The 17,207-nt window shown below is 74.8% G+C and carries 15 protein-coding genes; 10 read left to right on the top strand and 5 right to left on the bottom strand.

Going from position 1 to position 17,207, the window contains the following annotated elements:
• The first annotated feature begins 2 nt into the window (after nucleotides 1-2).
• Nucleotides 3-2,768, top strand: a complete 2,766-nt coding sequence (locus tag ACFWIC_RS24985) for a hypothetical protein (protein WP_380359808.1) — start codon at nucleotides 3-5, stop codon at nucleotides 2,766-2,768.
• Nucleotides 2,769-2,829: 61 nt separating this feature from the next.
• Here the strand turns inward: ACFWIC_RS24985 and ACFWIC_RS24980 are convergent, their stop codons facing one another.
• Together ACFWIC_RS24980 and ACFWIC_RS24975 are read right to left on the bottom strand one after the other, a co-directional pair.
• Complete coding sequence (locus ACFWIC_RS24980; protein ID WP_380520041.1) at nucleotides 2,830-3,417, bottom strand: lytic polysaccharide monooxygenase; 588 nt, start codon at nucleotides 3,415-3,417, stop codon at nucleotides 2,830-2,832.
• A gap of 281 nt (nucleotides 3,418-3,698) precedes the next feature.
• A complete protein-coding gene (locus ACFWIC_RS24975) occupies nucleotides 3,699-4,523 on the bottom strand; it encodes a hypothetical protein (RefSeq protein ID WP_380520040.1) in 825 nt (274 codons plus the stop codon).
• A 675-nt stretch (nucleotides 4,524-5,198) separates the two neighbouring features.
• On the opposite strand from ACFWIC_RS24975, the gene ACFWIC_RS24970 reads away from it, so the two are divergent.
• Entirely contained in the window at nucleotides 5,199-5,810 is a 612-nt protein-coding gene (locus ACFWIC_RS24970) for a choice-of-anchor C family protein (RefSeq protein WP_329876475.1), read from the top strand.
• A 37-nt stretch (nucleotides 5,811-5,847) separates the two neighbouring features.
• On the opposite strand, the gene ACFWIC_RS24965 is transcribed toward ACFWIC_RS24970, so the two are convergent.
• Together ACFWIC_RS24965 and ACFWIC_RS24960 are read right to left on the bottom strand one after the other, a co-directional pair.
• The gene (locus ACFWIC_RS24965) at nucleotides 5,848-6,432 is read right to left on the bottom strand and encodes a hypothetical protein (RefSeq protein WP_329951220.1); all 585 of its coding nucleotides are present in this window, start codon (nucleotides 6,430-6,432) and stop codon (nucleotides 5,848-5,850) included.
• Between the two features lie 132 nt (nucleotides 6,433-6,564).
• Nucleotides 6,565-7,665: a polysaccharide deacetylase family protein gene (locus ACFWIC_RS24960; RefSeq protein WP_380520039.1), complete on the bottom strand. Its 1,101-nt coding sequence runs from the start codon at nucleotides 7,663-7,665 to the stop codon at nucleotides 6,565-6,567.
• A gap of 518 nt (nucleotides 7,666-8,183) precedes the next feature.
• Between ACFWIC_RS24960 and ACFWIC_RS24955 the strand changes: the two genes are divergently transcribed.
• The 7 genes from ACFWIC_RS24955 to ACFWIC_RS24925 all read left to right on the top strand — a co-directional run bounded on the left by ACFWIC_RS24955 (nucleotide 8,184) and on the right by ACFWIC_RS24925 (nucleotide 14,871).
• Complete coding sequence (locus tag ACFWIC_RS24955) at nucleotides 8,184-9,767, top strand: ATP-binding protein (RefSeq protein ID WP_380520038.1); 1,584 nt, start codon at nucleotides 8,184-8,186, stop codon at nucleotides 9,765-9,767.
• Entirely contained in the window at nucleotides 9,764-10,171 is a 408-nt protein-coding gene (locus ACFWIC_RS24950; protein ID WP_355405750.1) for a roadblock/LC7 domain-containing protein, read from the top strand. Before ACFWIC_RS24955 ends, ACFWIC_RS24950 begins: the two co-directional genes overlap by 4 nt.
• Nucleotides 10,168-10,527 (top strand): DUF742 domain-containing protein, encoded by a 360-nt coding sequence (locus ACFWIC_RS24945; RefSeq protein WP_329876465.1) that lies wholly within the window; start codon nucleotides 10,168-10,170, stop codon nucleotides 10,525-10,527. The genes ACFWIC_RS24950 and ACFWIC_RS24945 overlap by 4 nt, the downstream gene beginning before the upstream one ends.
• Entirely contained in the window at nucleotides 10,508-11,128 is a 621-nt protein-coding gene (locus ACFWIC_RS24940) for an ATP/GTP-binding protein (RefSeq protein ID WP_329876462.1), read from the top strand. The genes ACFWIC_RS24945 and ACFWIC_RS24940 overlap by 20 nt, the downstream gene beginning before the upstream one ends.
• A 301-nt stretch (nucleotides 11,129-11,429) precedes the next feature.
• On the top strand, nucleotides 11,430-12,947 hold the full coding sequence (locus tag ACFWIC_RS24935) for a cytochrome P450 (protein WP_380520064.1): 1,518 nt from the start codon (nucleotides 11,430-11,432) through the stop codon (nucleotides 12,945-12,947).
• 101 nt (nucleotides 12,948-13,048) lie between these two features.
• On the top strand, nucleotides 13,049-14,149 hold the full coding sequence (locus ACFWIC_RS24930) for a hypothetical protein (RefSeq protein WP_380359800.1): 1,101 nt from the start codon (nucleotides 13,049-13,051) through the stop codon (nucleotides 14,147-14,149).
• 356 nt (nucleotides 14,150-14,505) lie between these two features.
• Nucleotides 14,506-14,871, top strand: a complete 366-nt coding sequence (locus ACFWIC_RS24925; RefSeq protein ID WP_380359802.1) for a peptidoglycan-binding protein — start codon at nucleotides 14,506-14,508, stop codon at nucleotides 14,869-14,871.
• Between the two features lie 128 nt (nucleotides 14,872-14,999).
• Here the strand turns inward: ACFWIC_RS24925 and ACFWIC_RS24920 are convergent, their stop codons facing one another.
• Nucleotides 15,000-15,488, bottom strand: a complete 489-nt coding sequence (locus tag ACFWIC_RS24920; RefSeq protein WP_380364446.1) for a MarR family winged helix-turn-helix transcriptional regulator — start codon at nucleotides 15,486-15,488, stop codon at nucleotides 15,000-15,002.
• 113 nt (nucleotides 15,489-15,601) lie between these two features.
• On the opposite strand from ACFWIC_RS24920, the gene ACFWIC_RS24915 reads away from it, so the two are divergent.
• On the top strand, nucleotides 15,602-17,086 hold the full coding sequence (locus tag ACFWIC_RS24915) for an MFS transporter (protein WP_380520037.1): 1,485 nt from the start codon (nucleotides 15,602-15,604) through the stop codon (nucleotides 17,084-17,086).
• Nucleotides 17,087-17,207 lie beyond the last annotated feature (121 nt).

The raw sequence follows: 17,207 nt of genomic DNA, 5'->3' as shown, positions 1-17,207 counted from the left end.
CACTGCGCTCCCAACTCCAGGACGCCGCGGCGTCGTTCGCCGGCGGACCGGACGCCCTGGAGGGCATCCTGCTCGGCCTCGTCGACGACATCGACCGCGCGGTGCGCGAACCCCTGGAGATCTTCCCGGTCTGCCACCACTCCCCCGCCTCGGCCGTCGCGATGGCGCGGCGGCTCCGGGAGAAGCAGCCCAAGGTGGTCTACCTGGAGCTGTGTGAGGACATGGCGCCGCTCCTCGCCGAACTGCGCAACTGCCGGCTCCCGGTGGCGGTGCAGGCGTTCGCGAGCGAGATCGAGGGCTTCCCCGCCGACTGGGCGCCGCTGTCGGTGGTCGCCCCGATCACCGAGGCGTCCGCCGAGTACCAGGCCATCGCCTACGCCCTCGACACCCCCGGTGTCGAACTCGTCCTCGTCGACCGCTCCAGCGACCACGTCTTCCAGTGGGAGCCGCGCGACGCCGCCGCCGACGGGCCGGCCGACCCGGACGCGCCGGCGGCCGAACCGGAAGCCGCACTGCACGGCGACGCGGTCGGCGTGGAGATCGGCGACCTGCGGCCCCGGTTCGCCGAGCTGGAGGAGCACCTGCTGCGCCACGGCAAGGTCCGGCACTGGTCGGAGTGGTGGCACCAGTACGTCGAGCTGCCGCTCGGCGACGCCGACCACGACACGTACCGGCAGGTCATGCTGCTGATCGGCAGCCTGTTCCGGCGCCTCGCCCCGGGCGACGTCCGGCGGGTGCGGGTGGACGAGGACCGCGAGCGCTACATGTGGACCAGGATGCGCGAGCACCTGGCCGCCACCGGCACCGACCCCGCCGACTGCCTGTACGTCTGCGGCGCGTTCCACGCGGCCAGCCGCGTGGCCGAGTTCGGCGTCCACGGCAGTGCCGGGTTCGAGATCGGCCCGCGCACGGCCACCACGTGGCGGCACGGCCTCATCCCCTCCAGCCACGCGGCGATCGAGGCCCAGTTCGGCCTGGCCGCAGGCTCGGTGTCGATCGCCGCGACGGTGTGGACGAAGAACCTCAAGCGCACCCGGGTGCAGCCGTACCGCCTGGCGGGCGGGCCCGGCGCGAGGAAGTCGACCGCCAAGGCCCGCGGGGTCGCACCCGCGCCCGCCGTTTCGGCACCGGCCTCCGACCAGCTGTCCGGCTTCCTGCAGCGCCCGCCCGTCCTCGACGCCCTGGACGAGGCCGAACTCCTCGGCTGGTCCGTGGAGATCGTGCGCGCGGCCCGCCGCAACGGCTACCTCGCCTCCACCGCCGACGCGATCGCGGTGTTCGAGACGTCGATCCTGCTGGCCGGGTTGCGCGACCGGGCCAGGCCCACGCCGTACGACTTCCAGGACGCGGCGGTCACCTGCATCGAGAAGGACACCGTGCCGGGCCGGCGCGACGTCGCCCGGCTGGTCGAGATCATGATGGGCGGCGACCGGGTCGGCCAGGTCGGCTACGACGCGCTGCCGCCCCTCGCCCGGGACGTCCACGACCGCCTCGCCCCGCTCGGCCTCAACCTGGAGCAGCGGGGCGTGAAGCGGGCCCTGCTCGACGTCGCGTCCCGCCCCGAGCTGGAGCGGTGTTCCGACCTCCTCTGGATCCTGCGCCAACTGCTGCCGCACGAGGCCGCCCGACCGATCATGGGCGAGCGCCGGCTCGGCGAACGGCCCATCCAGGAGTCCTGGGACGTGGCGATCGGCACCCACCAGCGGGCGCTCATCGAGCTCGGCTACGAGGGCGTCAGCGTCGAACAGGTCCTGGAACAGCGCCTGCGGCGCGCCGCCAACGCGCCGCAGGCCACGGCGGGGACCGTCCTGCGGACGGTCGAGGACGCCACCCTCTACCTGCGCAGCCGGCGCCTCGCCGAGGAGCTGGGCACCCGCGCCCTGGAGGTGCTGGCCACCGAGCGCGGGGTCGACGGCGCACCGGAGGTGCTGCGCCGGGTCCGGCGGCTGCTGGCGCACTACCGGACCGCCGAGCCGGTCCTGCCCGGGTGGATCGAGTCCTTCGTCAGGACCGGGTACGCGCACTACTGCACGCTGCTGCCGACGGCGTTCGTCGACGAGGACGCGACCGTCCGCCAGGTCGCGGCGATGCTGGGCTTCCTGCTCAGCATGGAGGACCTGGCCCTGTCCCTGGGCTGCGACCGGACGCAGCTGGAACTCGCCGTCGCGCAGTCGCACCCGCAGGACCCGTCCAGGACGGCGCTGCTCTGGGCGGCCCGGGTGCAGCTCGGCGGGCTGACGCGGGCCGAGCTGCGGGAGCGGTGTGACGAACTGCTCGCCAACCCGCTGGTGCTGCCCTCCTATCCGCGGTACCTCAGCGGGTTCCTGCACGCGTTGGAGCCGGCCCCCGGACTGGCCGACTTCGTGGTGGAGGCGGTCTCCAACGCCTTCGCACGACTGCCCGACCCGGTGCTGCTGCCCTGGCTGCCGACCCTGATCGGCACGTTGCGCGCCGACGGCGCCGACCTCGCACCGCTGCTGATCCGGGAGGCCGGGCGGATCTTCCCCGGCCGGCCGGGGGCGCTGGACACCTGGGTCCCGCCGTGGCGGGCGCAGCCGGTGCCGCCCGCGGCCGGGCTCTCCCGGCGCGGCGGCCCGGTCGGCGCCGCGCTGCTCGCGGCGCACCCCGGGACGTGTGACGCGCTGGCCGGCCTGCTGGGCTGCGACGGGGGGTGGGCGCCCGCGGAGTCCGGCCCGGCGGGCGCGGCGCTGCTCGGCCGCCACCCGGACACGGCCCTCGCCCTGGCGGCGCTGCTGTCCGGGAGTTGAGCGGCCGGCGGGCCCGCCGGCCCCGGGGAGGAGGTCGGCGGGCCCGGTGGTGCAGGTTGGATCAGAACAGCACGTCGGTGCAGGAGTAGAACGCGTTCGCCGTGTCGGCGACGTCCCAGACCGCGACGATCACGTGGTGTCCGGTGCGACCGGTGGGGAGGGTCGCGGTGTGCGTGGTGGTGGCGGCCGGCTGCCGTCCGTTGTACGGGACGGTCAGGAACGGGGTGAGGTCCAGACCGGCCCGGGTGATCTTCTGGGTCGCGCTGTAACCGGGCTTGGTGAGGAAGTACCGGAAGTTGGTGGTCGAGTGCCTGGCCTCGATCTCCCAGGTGAACGTGAGCTGCTGGCCGGCCGTCACCTTCGTGGTCGGCCAGGCGCCGTTGCGCGGGTTGTCCAGGGGCGCCCAGCGCGAGTCGGCGCCCGCGCAGATGGTGCCGTCGGCGGGTCCCCTGGTCGGGAAGCCCTTCGGGCCCTCGACGCTCTGGGGCTCCCACTGGATGTCACCGCAGTTGGTGACGACGCCCGCACCGCAGAGCGCGGCGCGGCTCGGCGGCAGGTTGATGAACCCGTGCGACTGGGCCGGAACGGCCATCGCGAGCGGGACGGCGAGGGCGGCCAGGGCCGCGCCCACCATGTGGCGTTTGCGCATGGTTCTCCTCCGTGGGGGGTGGGGAGTGCGCCCGACGCAGGAAAGCGCGTGTGGGGGGGTGCGCCAGCCGTGCGGATCTTGGCATGCCTGCGCCAGGTAAGTGCCCCATACCGTAGGCATCGCCCCGCCGACCGTCAATGGTCTGGACCAGATTCACCTGTGGTCTGGACCAGCACCCCGCCGCAGGAGCCCGCCGACACGCGGTGGCCGGCCCTGCGGAACCGGCTCCGGGGTGCTCCGGGCGGCTCCGGGCCGCGCCGGGCCGCTCCCCGGGGCCGGTGTCAGTGCCGGATGGCGGGGGTGGACTCGCCGAGGGCCCGCAGCCGGTTGCGGGCGTGGAACCAGCGAAGTTCCGTCCCGCAGGCCCCGAGGATCGTGCCGAGTGCGTGGAGCATCGCCGCGTGGACGGACGTGCGGGCGACCGCCGCGAGCCCGGCGGCCGGGGAGCCGCTGTCGGCAAGGTCGGAGAGCCGGCGCGAAGGGTTCCAGCCGATGTCCGCACCCCCGTCGCCACCGGTTCCGTCCTCCCCCGTCGGCCACGGGCCGAGGGTGACACCGGCGGCGCCGAGGTGCCCGGCGACGGGGAGCCCCGCCAGTGCGGCGCTGCGGCGGACGGCGTCGACGAGCTCCGCGTCGAGTCCGAGCTCGGCCGGTGTGGCCCCCGCAGGACGCCGGACCAGGACGTCCGGCGGCACGCGCAGTCCGCTGTCCGCCGCTCCGCCCACCCGCAGCTCGCGGCCGGAGCGGTCCCGGCTCACGTCCAGCCCGAAGGCGGGGAGGAACTCGGCGAGCGCGTTCACCATGCTCACCCCGACCACCTGCCGGGCCGAACCCGCCGCGTGCTGCGGATCCTCCATGGCGGCCGCGTCGGCCAGGCGCCGGGACGGCAGCCAGTCGAGGGCCGCCAGGCCCTCGCACCGGTCGGCGGCGTCGACCGCCTCCGCGGGACGGATGCGGACACCGGGGCCCTGGTCGCCGAACGCGACCGGCAGGCCGGCGAACAGGACCGCGTCCGTGACGCGGTCGACCAGGGCGGCGTCGAGCACGCCCCGGCGCGGGTCGCCGCCGGCCGGGGAGGAGGGATTGCGGGGGGAGGGGAGAGTCATCGGAGGGCGTCCTTCCGTGCGTCGGACCGCATGTCCCGCCAAGTGCCGGCCCGCCTCGGGACGGTGAACGGCCTCGGAGTGCCGGGCGCGCCCGACTGCGCGGCCGACCGAGGCCGGGGGTCCACCCGCCCTGCCGAAGTCCTCTCCACGGACGCCTCCTCGAACCTGTGCGGATGCGCGGGGCACCTGCCGGACACCCGTCGAGAGGCTACCGGCGCGCACGGACGGTTCGGCGCCGAATCCCCAAGTTGCCCCGGCTCGAAGCACACCCGCCCGACCGGTCGCCCGACCGCCCGGCGGGACGGCGCCGCGTCCCGCCCGCGCCGTCCGCGCACGCCGGGGCGCCCACGAAGCCGATCGACGGCGCACGAAGCTTCGTGCACCACGGAACCGTCACCCCGCGACCGCTGCCCACCGGCCCGGCCGGCCCGGCACCCGCCCGCCGCCGGCCCGATCCCACGAAGAAACGACCAGGTCACAGGCTCAGCCGGTGGACCTGCACGCCCGGCACCGGAGAACCGCCCCGTCAAACCGGCGTGCGGGGGCCCGACGACGGAGGCCCGTACCACGGGGCGCCGGTGCCCCACCCTTGGCGCCGACCCCACCGGCCCCGGACGATCTCAGGTGTCCGGCCGATCACCGGCCCGCAGCAGGGCCCGCACCTGGGAGAACCCCATGTCGATCAAGCGTTTCCGCACGACCGCCGTCACCGCCGTCGCCACCGCCGCCGTCGCCGCCCTCCTCGCCGGAAGCGGGACCGCCTCCGGCGCCACCCGCGCGCTCAGCCGTTTCGACGACGGCAGCTTCGAGACGCCCAAGGTCGCGGCGAACACCTTCCAGACCCTCTCGGCCGGACAGACCATCGGGCCGTGGCAGGTCACCGCCGGTTCGGTGGACCTGATCGGCGCCGGGTTCTGGCAGGCCGCCGAGGGCGACCAGTCGGTGGACCTCAACGGGTCCAACGCGGGGACCGTCTCGCAGACCTTCACGACGACGCCCGGCACGGCCTACACGGTGACCTACTCCATCGCCGGCAACCCGGACGGCGCCCCCGTCCTGAAGACCGGTCAGGCGCGCGTGGACGGCCAGGAGTTCCAGGCGTTCTCCTTCGACGTCACCGGGAAGACGCGCGCCGCCATGGGGTACGTGACCCGGCAGTTCACCTTCGTGGCGACCAACGCCTCGACCACGCTGGCCTTCCGGAGCACCACCGCCGGCAGCAGCGCCGGACCCGTCGTGGACAACGTCCAGGTCCAGGCCTGCCAGCCCTGTCCGACCTGCGGCTGACCGGAGCCGCGGGCGGCCCGCGACGGGCGGCGGACCGTCAGGCCTTCAGGCGGTACTTGGTGGCGGTGGAGGTGATGCTGTGGCTGCAGTCCCGGTCGGTCACGGTGGCCGAGTAGGTCCACCCGGCCGGCACCTTGCACGCCCAGAGGCCGTCGACCGGAGTGCGGAGCCGGTAGGCCGGGTTGGTCGACCCGGGGCTCATGCTGCACTCCGCGCGCGCGGTGACCAGGTCGTGGACGAAGCCCGTGGCGGTCACGCAGGAGGTGACCAGGTCCCCGGGGATCCGCAGCCGGTAGGAGGCCGACTTGGAGCTCTTCACCATGCTGCAGTTGGACGTCTGCGAGGCGGTGTCGTAGACGAAACCACGCTCGGTGACGCACGAGACGAGCCCGTCCACCGGGGTGCGCAGGTGGTACAGCGGCCGGGTCCCGCAGGAGGACGAGGCGACGATCTGGTCGTAGACGTAGCCGGTCGGCACGGAACAGGACCAGGTGTCGTCCAGCCCCGAGGCGGTGGCGGACGCGACCGGGGCGGCGGCGAGCACGGGGGCGAGGGCGGCTGCGGCCGCCAGCGCGGTGCGGCCGGCGGCACGGGAGAACCTGGAGGACGTGGACTCTGCCATCACGGAACCCTTCGGCTGGATCGGCGACGGGCGGGCACCCGTTCGTCCCTCTTCTAGCACCCGCCCGGCACCCGCCGGGGGCCCGGACCGGAGGGACCGGTCCGGGCCGTCCGCGAACGTCTACCCGCCGCCCTACGTCCCGACGCCGCGCCCGGCCGGCACCCGGGCGGCGAGCAACTCGCCCAGACCCACCAGCCGGTAGCCGCGCTCGCGCAGCCCGGTGATCACCGTGGGGAGCGCCGCCACGGTCTGCGCGCGGTCCCCGCCGCCGTCGTGCATCAGCACCACCGAACCGGGACGGACCTGCCGGAACACCCGCTCGGCGATCACCTCGGGCCCGGGCAGCGCCCAGTCGTTGGTCTCCACGTCCCACAGCACCGTGGTGAGGCCCAGATCCGCCACCGTGTCCAGCAGTTCGGGACTCCGGCCGCCGTACGGGGGGCGCAGCCAGCCCACCGGCCCGTCCAGACCGGCCGCCTCGGCGAGCGCCTCGGAGGTGTGGCCGAGCTGCTCACGGAGCCCGATCGGGCCGAGGTCGGGCAGGTAGGCGTGCGACCAGGAGTGGTTGCCGAGGGTGTGGCCCTCGGCGGCGGTCCGGCGCACCACGCCCGGGTGGGCCAGCACGTGCAGGCCGATGCAGAAGAACGCCGCCGGGGCGTCGTACCGGCGGAGCACGTCCAGCACCTGCGGGGTGAACTCCGGGTCCGGGCCGTCGTCGAAGGTCAGCGCCACCATCGGCGCGGACCCGGCCCCGGTCCCGGCGGCCCCACCGTCCGCCTCCGTCCGGCGGACCGGTCCGCCCAGCAGGAGCCGGCCCTCCGCCGCGAGCCGCCGCTCGACCGGACCGGACGCCCTCTCCGCGGCGGTGATCCCCTCCTCGCGCCCGCTCATCGTCCAGCCCCCGGATCCCAGCGCCACGAGCGCCTCCGGCCGGGAGCGGCCGAGTTCGGCGAGTGCCTCCGCCGTCACCCGACCGTCCGTCAGGACCGGCGGGTCGGCCCGGAACACCGTGACCCCGGCGGCGGCGAGGGAACCGTCGAAGATCCCGTTGCCACTGTCGACGACCACCGCGAAACCGTCCGGCGCGAGCTGCGCCAGCTCGACCAGCCGCGCCACCGGCCTCTCCAGGACGCAGTGTTCGTACACCTCGACCGTCGCCGGACGGCTGACCGCCGTGTCCAGCACGGCGATCCGATAGCCGTCCCGCGTCAGACCCACACCCGCGAATCGCATGCTCCCGCCCCTCCCTCGGGCCTCGCCGGACCGGTCCACCCGGCCCGGCGAGGCTCCCGGTGACTGCTGATGACTGCTGGAGACCGCCCGTTCCACCGGTACCGCCCACGATTGCCGGGCAGCACAACTCCCGTCCCCCACAAGCCCCGACGGCAGGAAGCCCGATCATACGGACGAGCGGCCTCCGCGACGAGACACCCGGACCGGCAGTTCCGCCGCGTCAGCGGGTGCGGGAGCGGCGACGGGAGCGGCGGCGGGACGCCCCGACGGGGCCCGCGGTCACGGCCCGGAGACCTCTCGGCGGCAGCCGCGTTAGCACGAACCTCCCCCTCCGCGTGACGGGTTCTCCGGGATACCGCCCGCATTGGCGAACTGCGCGCGGCCTGCGGTTCGGTGGGGCCGGGGCACGGTAAACCTGGTGCCAACACCGCCCCGGACGCCGGAACCCGGGCCGGTCCGCGGTGCGCCGGCCCCGCACGTCCCGCCCCCTACCCTTCCGACCGTTTAGAGGATGCCGAATGCTTGGTGCTGGATCGTCACCCGGAGGCCGGCGCTCCGCTCCCGTACTCGTCTGGCTCGTCCCCGCCCTCGTGACGGCGACCGTCGCCGTCCTCGCCGTGTCCACGGCCTCCCCCGGCTCCCGCATCGCGGTCGGCTGGTGCGCGGCGGTGGGCACGCTGTCCGTGGCCCTGGTGGCCGCCGAGGCCGTCCGCCGGGGCCGGGCGACGGAGGCCCTGCGCGAACGGTGCGCCCAGCGGGAGGACGAGCTGCGCCGCCGGCTGTCCCGGCAGGAGGCCGAGACCGTCCGGCTGGCCCGGATCGGCCTGCCCGACGCGGTGGTCCGCCTCCAGCGCGGCGAGTCCCTGGACGACGTCGTCACCGCGAACGAACCGCAGGACATCCTCGTCGGGCCGGAGTTCCGGGTCGCCCAACAGACGCTCCTGCGCGCCGTGCTGGAGACCGTCGACACCGAGGAGGGCATGCGCGAGTCCGCCCAGCGGGCCTTCGTCAACATCGCCCGCCGGGTCCAGGCGATCGTCCACCGGCAGGCCCACGAGCTGCGCGGCATGGAGCACCGGCACGGCAACGACCCCGCCGTCTTCGACGACCTGCTCCTCCTGGACCACGGCAACGCGCTGATCGGCCGCCTCGCGGACAGCATCGCCGTCCTCGGCGGCGCGCGCCCCGGCCGCCAGTGGAACAAGGCGGTTCCGCTGTACAGCCTGCTGCGCGGCGGCATGTCCCGGATCCTCGACTACCAGCGGGTGGAGCTGCACCCGGTGTCCGACGTCGCCGTCGTCGGACCGGCCGTCGAACCGCTCATCCACGCGGTCGCCGAACTGCTGGACAACGCCACCCGCTACTCCCCGCCGCACACCAACGTGCACCTGACCGCCGTCGAGGTGCAGACCGGCATCGCGATCGAGATCGAGGACGGCGGCCTCAGCCTGAGCGAGGAGGGCCGCGCCCGCGCCGAACGGATGCTCCGGGAGGCACAGGCCGGCATCGACCTCAACGACCTCGGCGAAACCCCCCGGCTCGGCCTGGCCGTGGTCGGCCGGCTCTCGCGGGCCTACGGCTTCCAGGTCTCGCTGCGCCCGTCCGCGTACGGCGGGGTGCGCGCCGTGCTGATCGTGCCGCAGGAGCTGATCACCACCGCACCCGCCACCGGGCGCGCCCACGGCATCGGCGTCACGGGCTCCTCCGGGCCGCCGCCGGTGGACGACCGCCGGCCGCACACCGGGCCGGCCCGGCGGGCCGGGTCCGGAGCGTACCCGGCGGGGGACGAGGCCCCGGTGGTGAGCGAGCGGACCGCGAACGGCCTGCCCAGGCGGCGACGCCACGCCGCTCCCTCCCGGACCGTCACCCCCGCCCCCGTCCGGGGCGCCGCCCCCGCACCGTCCCGGAACGGGGTCCCCGCGGCCTCCCGCACCGGCGGCGCTCCCCCACCACCTCCCCGGGCGGCCGCCGAACCCCCGGGCGGGGCGGTGCAGCCCGGCCTGTGGCTCGCCGCCTTCCACGACGGAGTGAACGGGACCTCACCGTCCGCCGGACCGGCGGGCCACAGCAGCGACGAGTCGGCGGGGAGGGACGAGCGGTGATCAGCCAACGAACCAACATGGACTGGATGCTGAAGCAACTGGCGGAGGAGGTGCCGCACGTCCGCAACGTCGTCGTGCTCTCCGCCGACGGTCTGCGGATGGCCCAGCACGGGACCGAGACCGACACCGCCGACCGCCTCGCCGCCGCCTGCGCGGGTCTGCAGAGCCTCGCCGCCGCCGTGGGGCACGAGTTCCCGCACGGCGACGGCCGGATGCGGCTCGTCGTGATCGAGATGGGCGGCGGGTTCTTCTACCTGATGGCGGCCGGCGCCCGGGCGTACCTGGCGGTGCTGGCTGACGAGGGCGTCGACGCCGGCCTCATGGGCCAGCGGATGCGGGACCTGGTCGCCCGGATCGGCGAGCATCTCAGTACGCCTCCGCGCAGGGGTGAGCCCGTCGTATGAGCACAGCCGACCAGGACTGGGGCGACGAGGCCCCGGAACGCCTCTACGTGATCACGCGCGGCCGCGGTGGTCCGGCCGGACGTACCGCGTTCGACCTGGTCACCCTGATCGTCTCCCGCTCGGAGCCGACGCCGACCATGCCGCCGGAGCACGCCGCGATCCTGCGGATCTGCGGGTCGCCGCTGTCCGTCGCCGAGATCTCCGCCTACCTGCGGCTGCCGGTCAGCGCGGTCACCGTGCTGCTGGCGGACCTCCTCGACGAGGAGAGGATCGAGGCCCGCGCCTCCGTCCCGGCCGCGCTTCTCCCCGACCGTGCCCTCTTGGAGGCGGTGATGCATGGACTTCAGAGGCTCTGAGACGGTGCTGGGGCCGGCGAGCGCCGATCTGCTCCCGGACTCGGCCGCCGCGGCGGTCAAGGTGGTGGTCGTCGGCGGCTTCGGCGTCGGCAAGACCACCCTGGTCGGCTCGGTGAGCGAGATCCGCCCGCTGACCACCGAGGAGACCATGACCGAGGCCGGCGCGGACGTCGACGACATCGCCGGCGTCGAGCGCAAGTCCTCCACCACGGTCGCGATGGACTTCGGCCGCATCAGCATCAGCGAGGAACTGGTGCTGTACCTGTTCGGCACCCCGGGCCAGGAACGGTTCTGGTTCCTGTGGAACGGCCTGTTCGAGGGTGCGCTCGGCGCCGTCGTCCTGGTCGACACCCGGCGACTGGAGATCAGCTTCGACGTGATCGGGCGGTTGGAGGACCGCGGCGTGCCCTTCGTGGTCGCGGCCAACGTCTTCCCCGAGTCGCCCACGTACGCGCAGGAGGAGCTGAGGCTCGCACTCGACCTGCCGGTCGACGTGCCGATCGTGGCCTGCGACGCGCGGGTCCGCGAATCCGGCCGGGACGTGCTGCTCGCCCTGATGCACTACCTGTACGACCTCGCGGGCCCGTCGCCGGTGCGATGACCGCGCCGGTCCGGCCGGGTGCTCACCGCCCGGACCGGCCGGACCGCCGCCCGTCGTCGCCGGCTCCCCGCCACCGCCCCCTCCTCGTCTGCCGACCACTCCCGGAGCCACCGTGACCAGCCCGTTCCCCGACGACGCCGCCCTCGCCCCGCCGAGCGGCTGCCCCGCCCACCGGCCCGGCTCCGACCTCCCGGGCGTCCTGGACGTCCCGGACCCCCAGGGCGTCCAGGGCTCCCAGGGCCTTCAGGACCTCGGGATCGAGAGCCTCGGGCTGCAGCAGACCGGACCGCCGGACCGCGGACTGCGGGACCTCGGGCTCCGGGCGTTCGCCCCCGCCGGCCTCCGGCGGCTCTACGGCCCGGAGGCCGAGGCGGACCCCGCGGGCCTGTACGAGCGGCTGCGCGCCGAACACGGCGAGGTCGCTCCCGTCCTCCTCCACGGCGACCTCCCGGCCTGGCTGGTCCTCGGCCACTCCGCCAACCTCACCGTCATGCGCACCCCCTCCCGGTTCTCCCGGGACTCCCGCCGCTGGACGGCGTTCCAGGAGGGCCTGGTCGCACCCGACTCCCCGCTGATGCCGGTGATCGCCTGGCAACCGCTCTGCGTGTTCGCTGACGGCGCGGAGCACCGGCGCCTGCGCGAGGCCCTCAACGACGGCCTCAACGGCTTCGACCGGCGCGGCATCCGCCGCTACGTCACCCGGTTCACCGACCAACTGGTCCGGGAGTTCGGCCCGGCCGGGCACGCCGAACTCGTCACCCGGTTCGCCGAGCACCTGCCGATGCTGGTGTTGACCCAGCTGGTCGGGATGCCCGAGGAGTACGGACCGCGTCTGGTCGACGCCGCCCGGGACCTGATGAAGGGCACCGAGACGGCCATCGCCAGCAACGACTACGTCGTGGCCTCGCTGCGCCGGACGATGGAGCGCAAACGCATCACCCCCGGCCCCGACCTCGTCTCACGGCTGATGGCCCACCCCGCCGGGCTCACCGACGACGAGGTGCTGGAACACCTGCGGGTGGTCCTGCTCGCGGCGAACGAGACGACCGTCAACCTGATCGCGGACACCCTGAAGCTCATCCTGACCGACGAGCGGTTCCGCGCCCACCTGTCCGGCGGACACATGACCGTCCCGGACGCCCTGGACCAGGTCCTCTGGGACTCGGCCCCGATGTCGCTCGTCGCGGGCCGCTGGGCCACCGGCGACACGGAGCTCGGCGGCCAGCGGATCAAGGCCGGCGACATGCTGCTGCTGGGCCTCGCCGCCGGGAACGTCGACCCTGTCGTCCGCCCCGACCTGGCCAAGCCGCTGCACGGCAACCGCTCCCACCTGGCGTTCGGCAGCGGCCCGCACGAGTGCCCCGGACAGGACGTCGGCCGGGCCATCGCCGACACCGGGATCGACATCCTGCTGACCCGTCTGCCGGACCTCCAGCTCGCCGTCGACGAGTCCGAGCTGACGTGGACCTCGGCGTGGCTCTCCCGCCATCTGGTCGCGCTGCCCGTGGAGTTCACCCCGCGGACCGACCTGCCCGAGCCGCTGGCCCCCACGCCCGTGACCGCGCCCGTGACGACCGCCACCGCCGCCGGGACCGCCGCCGGGGTTGCGTCGCCCACCGGCACGGGGAGCGAAGAGAGCACCGGGGGCACCGGGGGCACCGAGGGCGCGACGGCGGACGTCCGGGCGCACGTCGGGGTGCCCGTGCAGCCGGCCTCGCCGGCCGGGGACGGGCTGTCACCGGCGTCCACCGCGTCGGCCCCCGTCCCGCGGCAGCGACGCGGCTGGTGGAGCCTCCTGACCGGACTGATCCGGCGGTGAGGGCGACGGCCACCGCCACGACTCCTCCCGCACGACCACTGGTTGTCGCGGCAGGCGGGGCATAACCTCACCCCGAGGGTGCAGGTATCTCTGGGGGGACGATGACGGTTGCCACTGTCGGGATCCTGGGGTTCGCCCTGGGGTGTCTGGTCGCGGCGGCGGTGCTGCGGAACCAGGCCGTCGGCGCTGCCCGGCGGGCCGGCGAGTCGGCCGACGCAGCCGCCCGTTCGGCCGCCGAGTCGGCCGCCGCAGCCGCTGCGGCGCAGCAGCCCGCGCCGGTGAAGGGTCGCAGGACCCCGCCGGGCAAGGCGGTGAGCCCGACGACCAGGCCGACCTCCAAGCCCACCTCCGAACCTGCGTCCAAAGCCGCGCCCGCGAAGGCCCCCAAGCCCGCGCCCGCGCCCGCCTCCGAACCCAGGCCCGCGCGGGCCGGGAGCAGCGAGCCGGCGGCGGAGTCACCGCCCCCCGAGGACTCCCCGGTCACGGACGACGGGCTGCCCCGGCTCGACCGCGTCCCCGTCCCGCGGGACCGGCCGGGCCCGGTGCCCCGGCGCCGGGAGGGGGAACGGCACCACTACTCCGGGGTGTGGGACAAGCCGACCGAACGGGAGTTCCCCATCGAACGGCCCGAACCCGAGGCCGTGACGATCGCCCTGGTCGAGGCCTCCGCCGAGCACGGGCACGTCACCATCACCCCGATGACGCGCACCCCGACCCGGGTGGAGACCCATGCGAACCTGCTGTTCCACTACTCCGCGACCGAGCGCGGCACGGCGCGCACGGTGGTGTCGCGGGACGTCACCCACCTCAAGGTCGAGAGCAGCGGCGACTGCGAGTGGTCCGTCCGGCTGTTCGGGCCCTCCGAGATCGACGAGCTGCTCCGCGAGCGCGACGGCTCCGGCGACGCCGTCCTCATGGTCCGCCCGGACGCCCCCGCCGAGCTCGTCGTCCACGTCAACTCCTCCTCCTGGCAGGTGAGGTTCGTCTGCGGCTGCTGGCGGGCGGACCGGTACGGCACCTGCAAGTGCCCGCTTCCGCCGGGCTGGACCAGCAGGGGTTCGACGTTCGCGAGTGCGAGCGGCGAGGCCATGCGGACCGTCGCGGTGCCCCGTCCCGGCCTGCTGGTCCTGAGGACGTCGGAGCCGACCGACCCGTGGCGCCTGCACCTGCGCCCCCGCGGCCCGGAGCAGGAGGACGAGTGACACCGCACCCGTACCGCGGCGGCCCGGGGCGTACCCGCGCGGAGTGCCCGGAGGGAGGCGGGGTCCGAGGTCGGAGTCGCCCGGAGCGCGGGTGCGGTCCGGATCGGGTGCCGGCCCGAGCGGCGTCACCCACCTGACCCTCGCCCGGCCCCGACCCGGTGGCGGGCGGCGTTCGAGGCGGGGTGGTCGACGGCGGGGCGGTCGACGGCGGGGCAGGCGGTCCGGTGGTCCCGCGCCCGGGGCACGCTCCGTGCGCGTCCTTTCACGCCCTGCCCGGCCGGCGCCTCGGTTCCTAGGGTGGGAGCGCATGGCCGTGACGGTCCGTCGCGGCCCGCGCCGACGAAGGGGAACCGCCCGTGCAACGCCGAACCGTCGCCGCCGCCCTCACCGCCGTGCTCGCCCTGGGCACGGCCGGTCTCATCGCGCCCCAGGGCGCAGCCGCCGCCGTCCCCGGAGGCTGCGCCCACACCTCGTCGAGCCACCGCCCGGTGCTCAGCCAGGGCTCGACCGGCGCCGCCGTCAAGCAGGCGCAGTGCCTGACCAACGTCTGGGGCGGCGTCCCGAAGCTGGTGGTGGACGGCGTCTTCGGCCCCGCGACCCGCACCAAGATCAAGTGGATCCAGGGCTGTCACGGCCTCGCCAGGGACGGGATCGTCGGCCCGGCCACCTGGAACGCCCTCTACAACCCCGTGCCCGACTGCTACGACCCCTACCCCGGCTGATCCCGCACACCGGGTCGCGGGCCCGGTGCACCGGGCCCGTGTCGTTCACCGGGCCGCCGCGTCCATCGTGTTCGCCGTGCCCATCGTGCCCGCCGTGTCCGCCGTGTCCGCCGAGGGGCGGGCGGCCGTCAGACGTCGCCGCCCGGCTCGGCGAGGTGGGCGTCCATGGTGGCGTTCAGGTCCGCCACGAAGGACTCGAACCGGTCCAGGAGGTCCGGCGGGTACCGGTCCATGGCGGCGCCCATCCGGTGGGCGAGCGGGCCGAAGAACTCGTCGGCCCGGTCCTGGATGTGGTCGCCGCCGCGCAGGGTCACGACGCGCCGATCGGTGTGTTCCCGGGTGCGGGTGATGTGGCCGGCCGCTTCGAGGCGGTTCAGCAGCGCGGTCGTGGCGCCCGTGGACAGCGAGATGCGCTCGCTCAGGCGGGCCGGCGAGAGCGGGACGCCCCGCTCCTCGGCCGCGGCGATCTCCAGGACCGCGGTCGCGTCGGTGGAGTGCAGGCCCAGCCAGGCGGCGAAGCGCCGGCTCAGCTCCGCGTAGTGGCCGCCGTAGATCCGCAGCCCCTCCATCAGTCGCTCGTGCTGCGCCGTCTTCTCCTCGCGTGCCGGTTCCGCCATCGGCCAGCCACCCTTCCTCTCCCGTCGCACGGTCCGCGTCGGCGGTCGCTTTGACAACCTACCGCCCTCACTTTACCTTCATCATGGAATTACTTCACCATGGAGGTATCGCGATGCTCGACCCGTCCCCCACCACCCGCGAGGGAACCGGGCCCTACCGGTGGCGGTGGCTGATCCTCGTGGTCATGCTCGTCGCGGAGATCATGGATCTCCTGGACGCCTCGATCGTCAACGTCGCGGGGCCCGCCCTGGAGGAGTCCCTCGGCGCGACCCCCGTCGGCCTGCAGTGGGTGATCGGCGGCTACGCCCTGACCCTGGGGGCCGGGCTGGTCCTCGGCGGCCGGCTCGGCGACCGCTACGGACGCCGCCGGATGTTCCTGCTCGGCCTGGCCGCCTTCACCGCCACCTCGCTGCTCTGCGCACTCGCGCCGAACATCGGCTCACTGATCGCCTTCCGCCTGCTCCAGGGCACCGCCGGAGCGCTGCTCCTCCCCCAGGGCCTGGGCCTGCTGCGGGAGAACTTCTCCGGCGCGGAGCTCACCAAGGTCTTCGGGATCTTCGGCCCCGTCCTCGGCCTGGGCGGCATCATCGGCCCCGTCCTGGGCGGCGGGCTCATCGAGAGCGACCTCTTCGGACTGGGCTGGCGGTCGGTCTTCCTCGTCAACCTGCCGATCGGCATCGCCGCCCTGGTCGTCGCGGCCCGGTTCATCCCGACGAAGCCCGGCGACCGGACCCTCCGGGTCGACCTGGTCGGCGCCGGGCTGATCGTCGCGTCCTGCGCCCTGCTGGTCCTGCCGCTCAACCAGGGGCAGGAGGACGGCTGGCCGCTCTGGACCTGGCTGTCGATGGCCGGGTCCGCCCTGGGCTTCGCGCTGTTCGCCCTCCACCAGCGCCGGACGGCCGCCGCCGGCCGCGAGCCGCTGGTGACCCCCGGCCTCCTGCGCAAGCCCGCCTTCACCGTCGGGCTCGGCGGCATCGCCCTGTTCTTCGCCGGGCTCGTCGGCACCCAGCTCGTCCTGACCCTCTACCTCCAGATCGGCCGGCACTTCACCGCCGGGGAGGCCGGTGTCGGCAACCTGCCGCTCGCCCTCGGCACCGCGATCGGCGGCGCGGTCAGCGGAGCGTTCCTCGCCGACAGGATCGGGCGCAAGGTGCTCCAGATCGGCCCGCTCGTCCAGTTCCTCGGCGCGGTCCTGCTCTGGTTCGAGCTCGACGGCCGGGGCACCGACTCCTTCTCCGTCCTGGACATCGCCCCGGGCGTGGTCGTGGCCGGCATCGGATCGGGCATGGTGATCGCCGCCCTGTTCAGCTTCCTCCTCGCCGCCGTCGACGACCACGAGATCGGCTCCGCCTCCGGTGTCCTCTCCGCGGTGCAGTCCGTGGGCGGCTCCGTCGGCGTCGCGGTCTTCGGCTCGGTCTTCTTCGACCGCGCCGGGGAGGGTGACTTCACCGGCGGCTTCCGGAACGCCCTCGTCGTCCAGATGTGCCTGCTGGCCGCGTTCCTCGCCATCACCTTCCTGCTGCCCGCGAAGGGCCGCCCCGAGGACGAGCAGCACGCCGCCCCCGCCTCCCCCGCTCCCGTCGCCGCCGACGTCTGACGGGAGGTCCGGCCCGCCCGGTCCCCCCGGTCCTGGGCGGCCGGGGGCGCCCCCCCCGCCCACCGCGGCGCCGCCCCCCCCCCCGCCCCCCCCCACCCCGACGCCCACGAAATCCAAGCCG

This window comes from Kitasatospora sp. NPDC127035, from assembly GCF_042726075.1.
GTDB lineage: Bacteria > Actinomycetota > Actinomycetes > Streptomycetales > Streptomycetaceae > Kitasatospora.
This window is presented reverse-complemented; position numbering and strand designations above follow the sequence as displayed.

Coding starts and splice junctions, on each gene's coding strand:
- ACFWIC_RS24980 (WP_380520041.1), bottom strand. CDS start 3,417: ATGCGCAAACGCCACATGGTGGGCGCGGCCCTGGCCGCCCTCGCCGTC.
- ACFWIC_RS24975 (WP_380520040.1), bottom strand. CDS start 4,523: ATGACTCTCCCCTCCCCCCGCAATCCCTCCTCCCCGGCCGGCGGCGAC.
- ACFWIC_RS24970 (WP_329876475.1), top strand. CDS start 5,199: ATGTCGATCAAGCGTTTCCGCACGACCGCCGTCACCGCCGTCGCCACC.
- ACFWIC_RS24965 (WP_329951220.1), bottom strand. CDS start 6,432: ATGGCAGAGTCCACGTCCTCCAGGTTCTCCCGTGCCGCCGGCCGCACC.
- ACFWIC_RS24960 (WP_380520039.1), bottom strand. CDS start 7,665: ATGCGATTCGCGGGTGTGGGTCTGACGCGGGACGGCTATCGGATCGCC.
- ACFWIC_RS24955 (WP_380520038.1), top strand. CDS start 8,184: ATGCTTGGTGCTGGATCGTCACCCGGAGGCCGGCGCTCCGCTCCCGTA.
- ACFWIC_RS24945 (WP_329876465.1), top strand. CDS start 10,168: ATGAGCACAGCCGACCAGGACTGGGGCGACGAGGCCCCGGAACGCCTC.
- ACFWIC_RS24940 (WP_329876462.1), top strand. CDS start 10,508: ATGGACTTCAGAGGCTCTGAGACGGTGCTGGGGCCGGCGAGCGCCGAT.
- ACFWIC_RS24930 (WP_380359800.1), top strand. CDS start 13,049: ATGACGGTTGCCACTGTCGGGATCCTGGGGTTCGCCCTGGGGTGTCTG.
- ACFWIC_RS24920 (WP_380364446.1), bottom strand. CDS start 15,488: ATGGCGGAACCGGCACGCGAGGAGAAGACGGCGCAGCACGAGCGACTG.
- ACFWIC_RS24915 (WP_380520037.1), top strand. CDS start 15,602: ATGCTCGACCCGTCCCCCACCACCCGCGAGGGAACCGGGCCCTACCGG.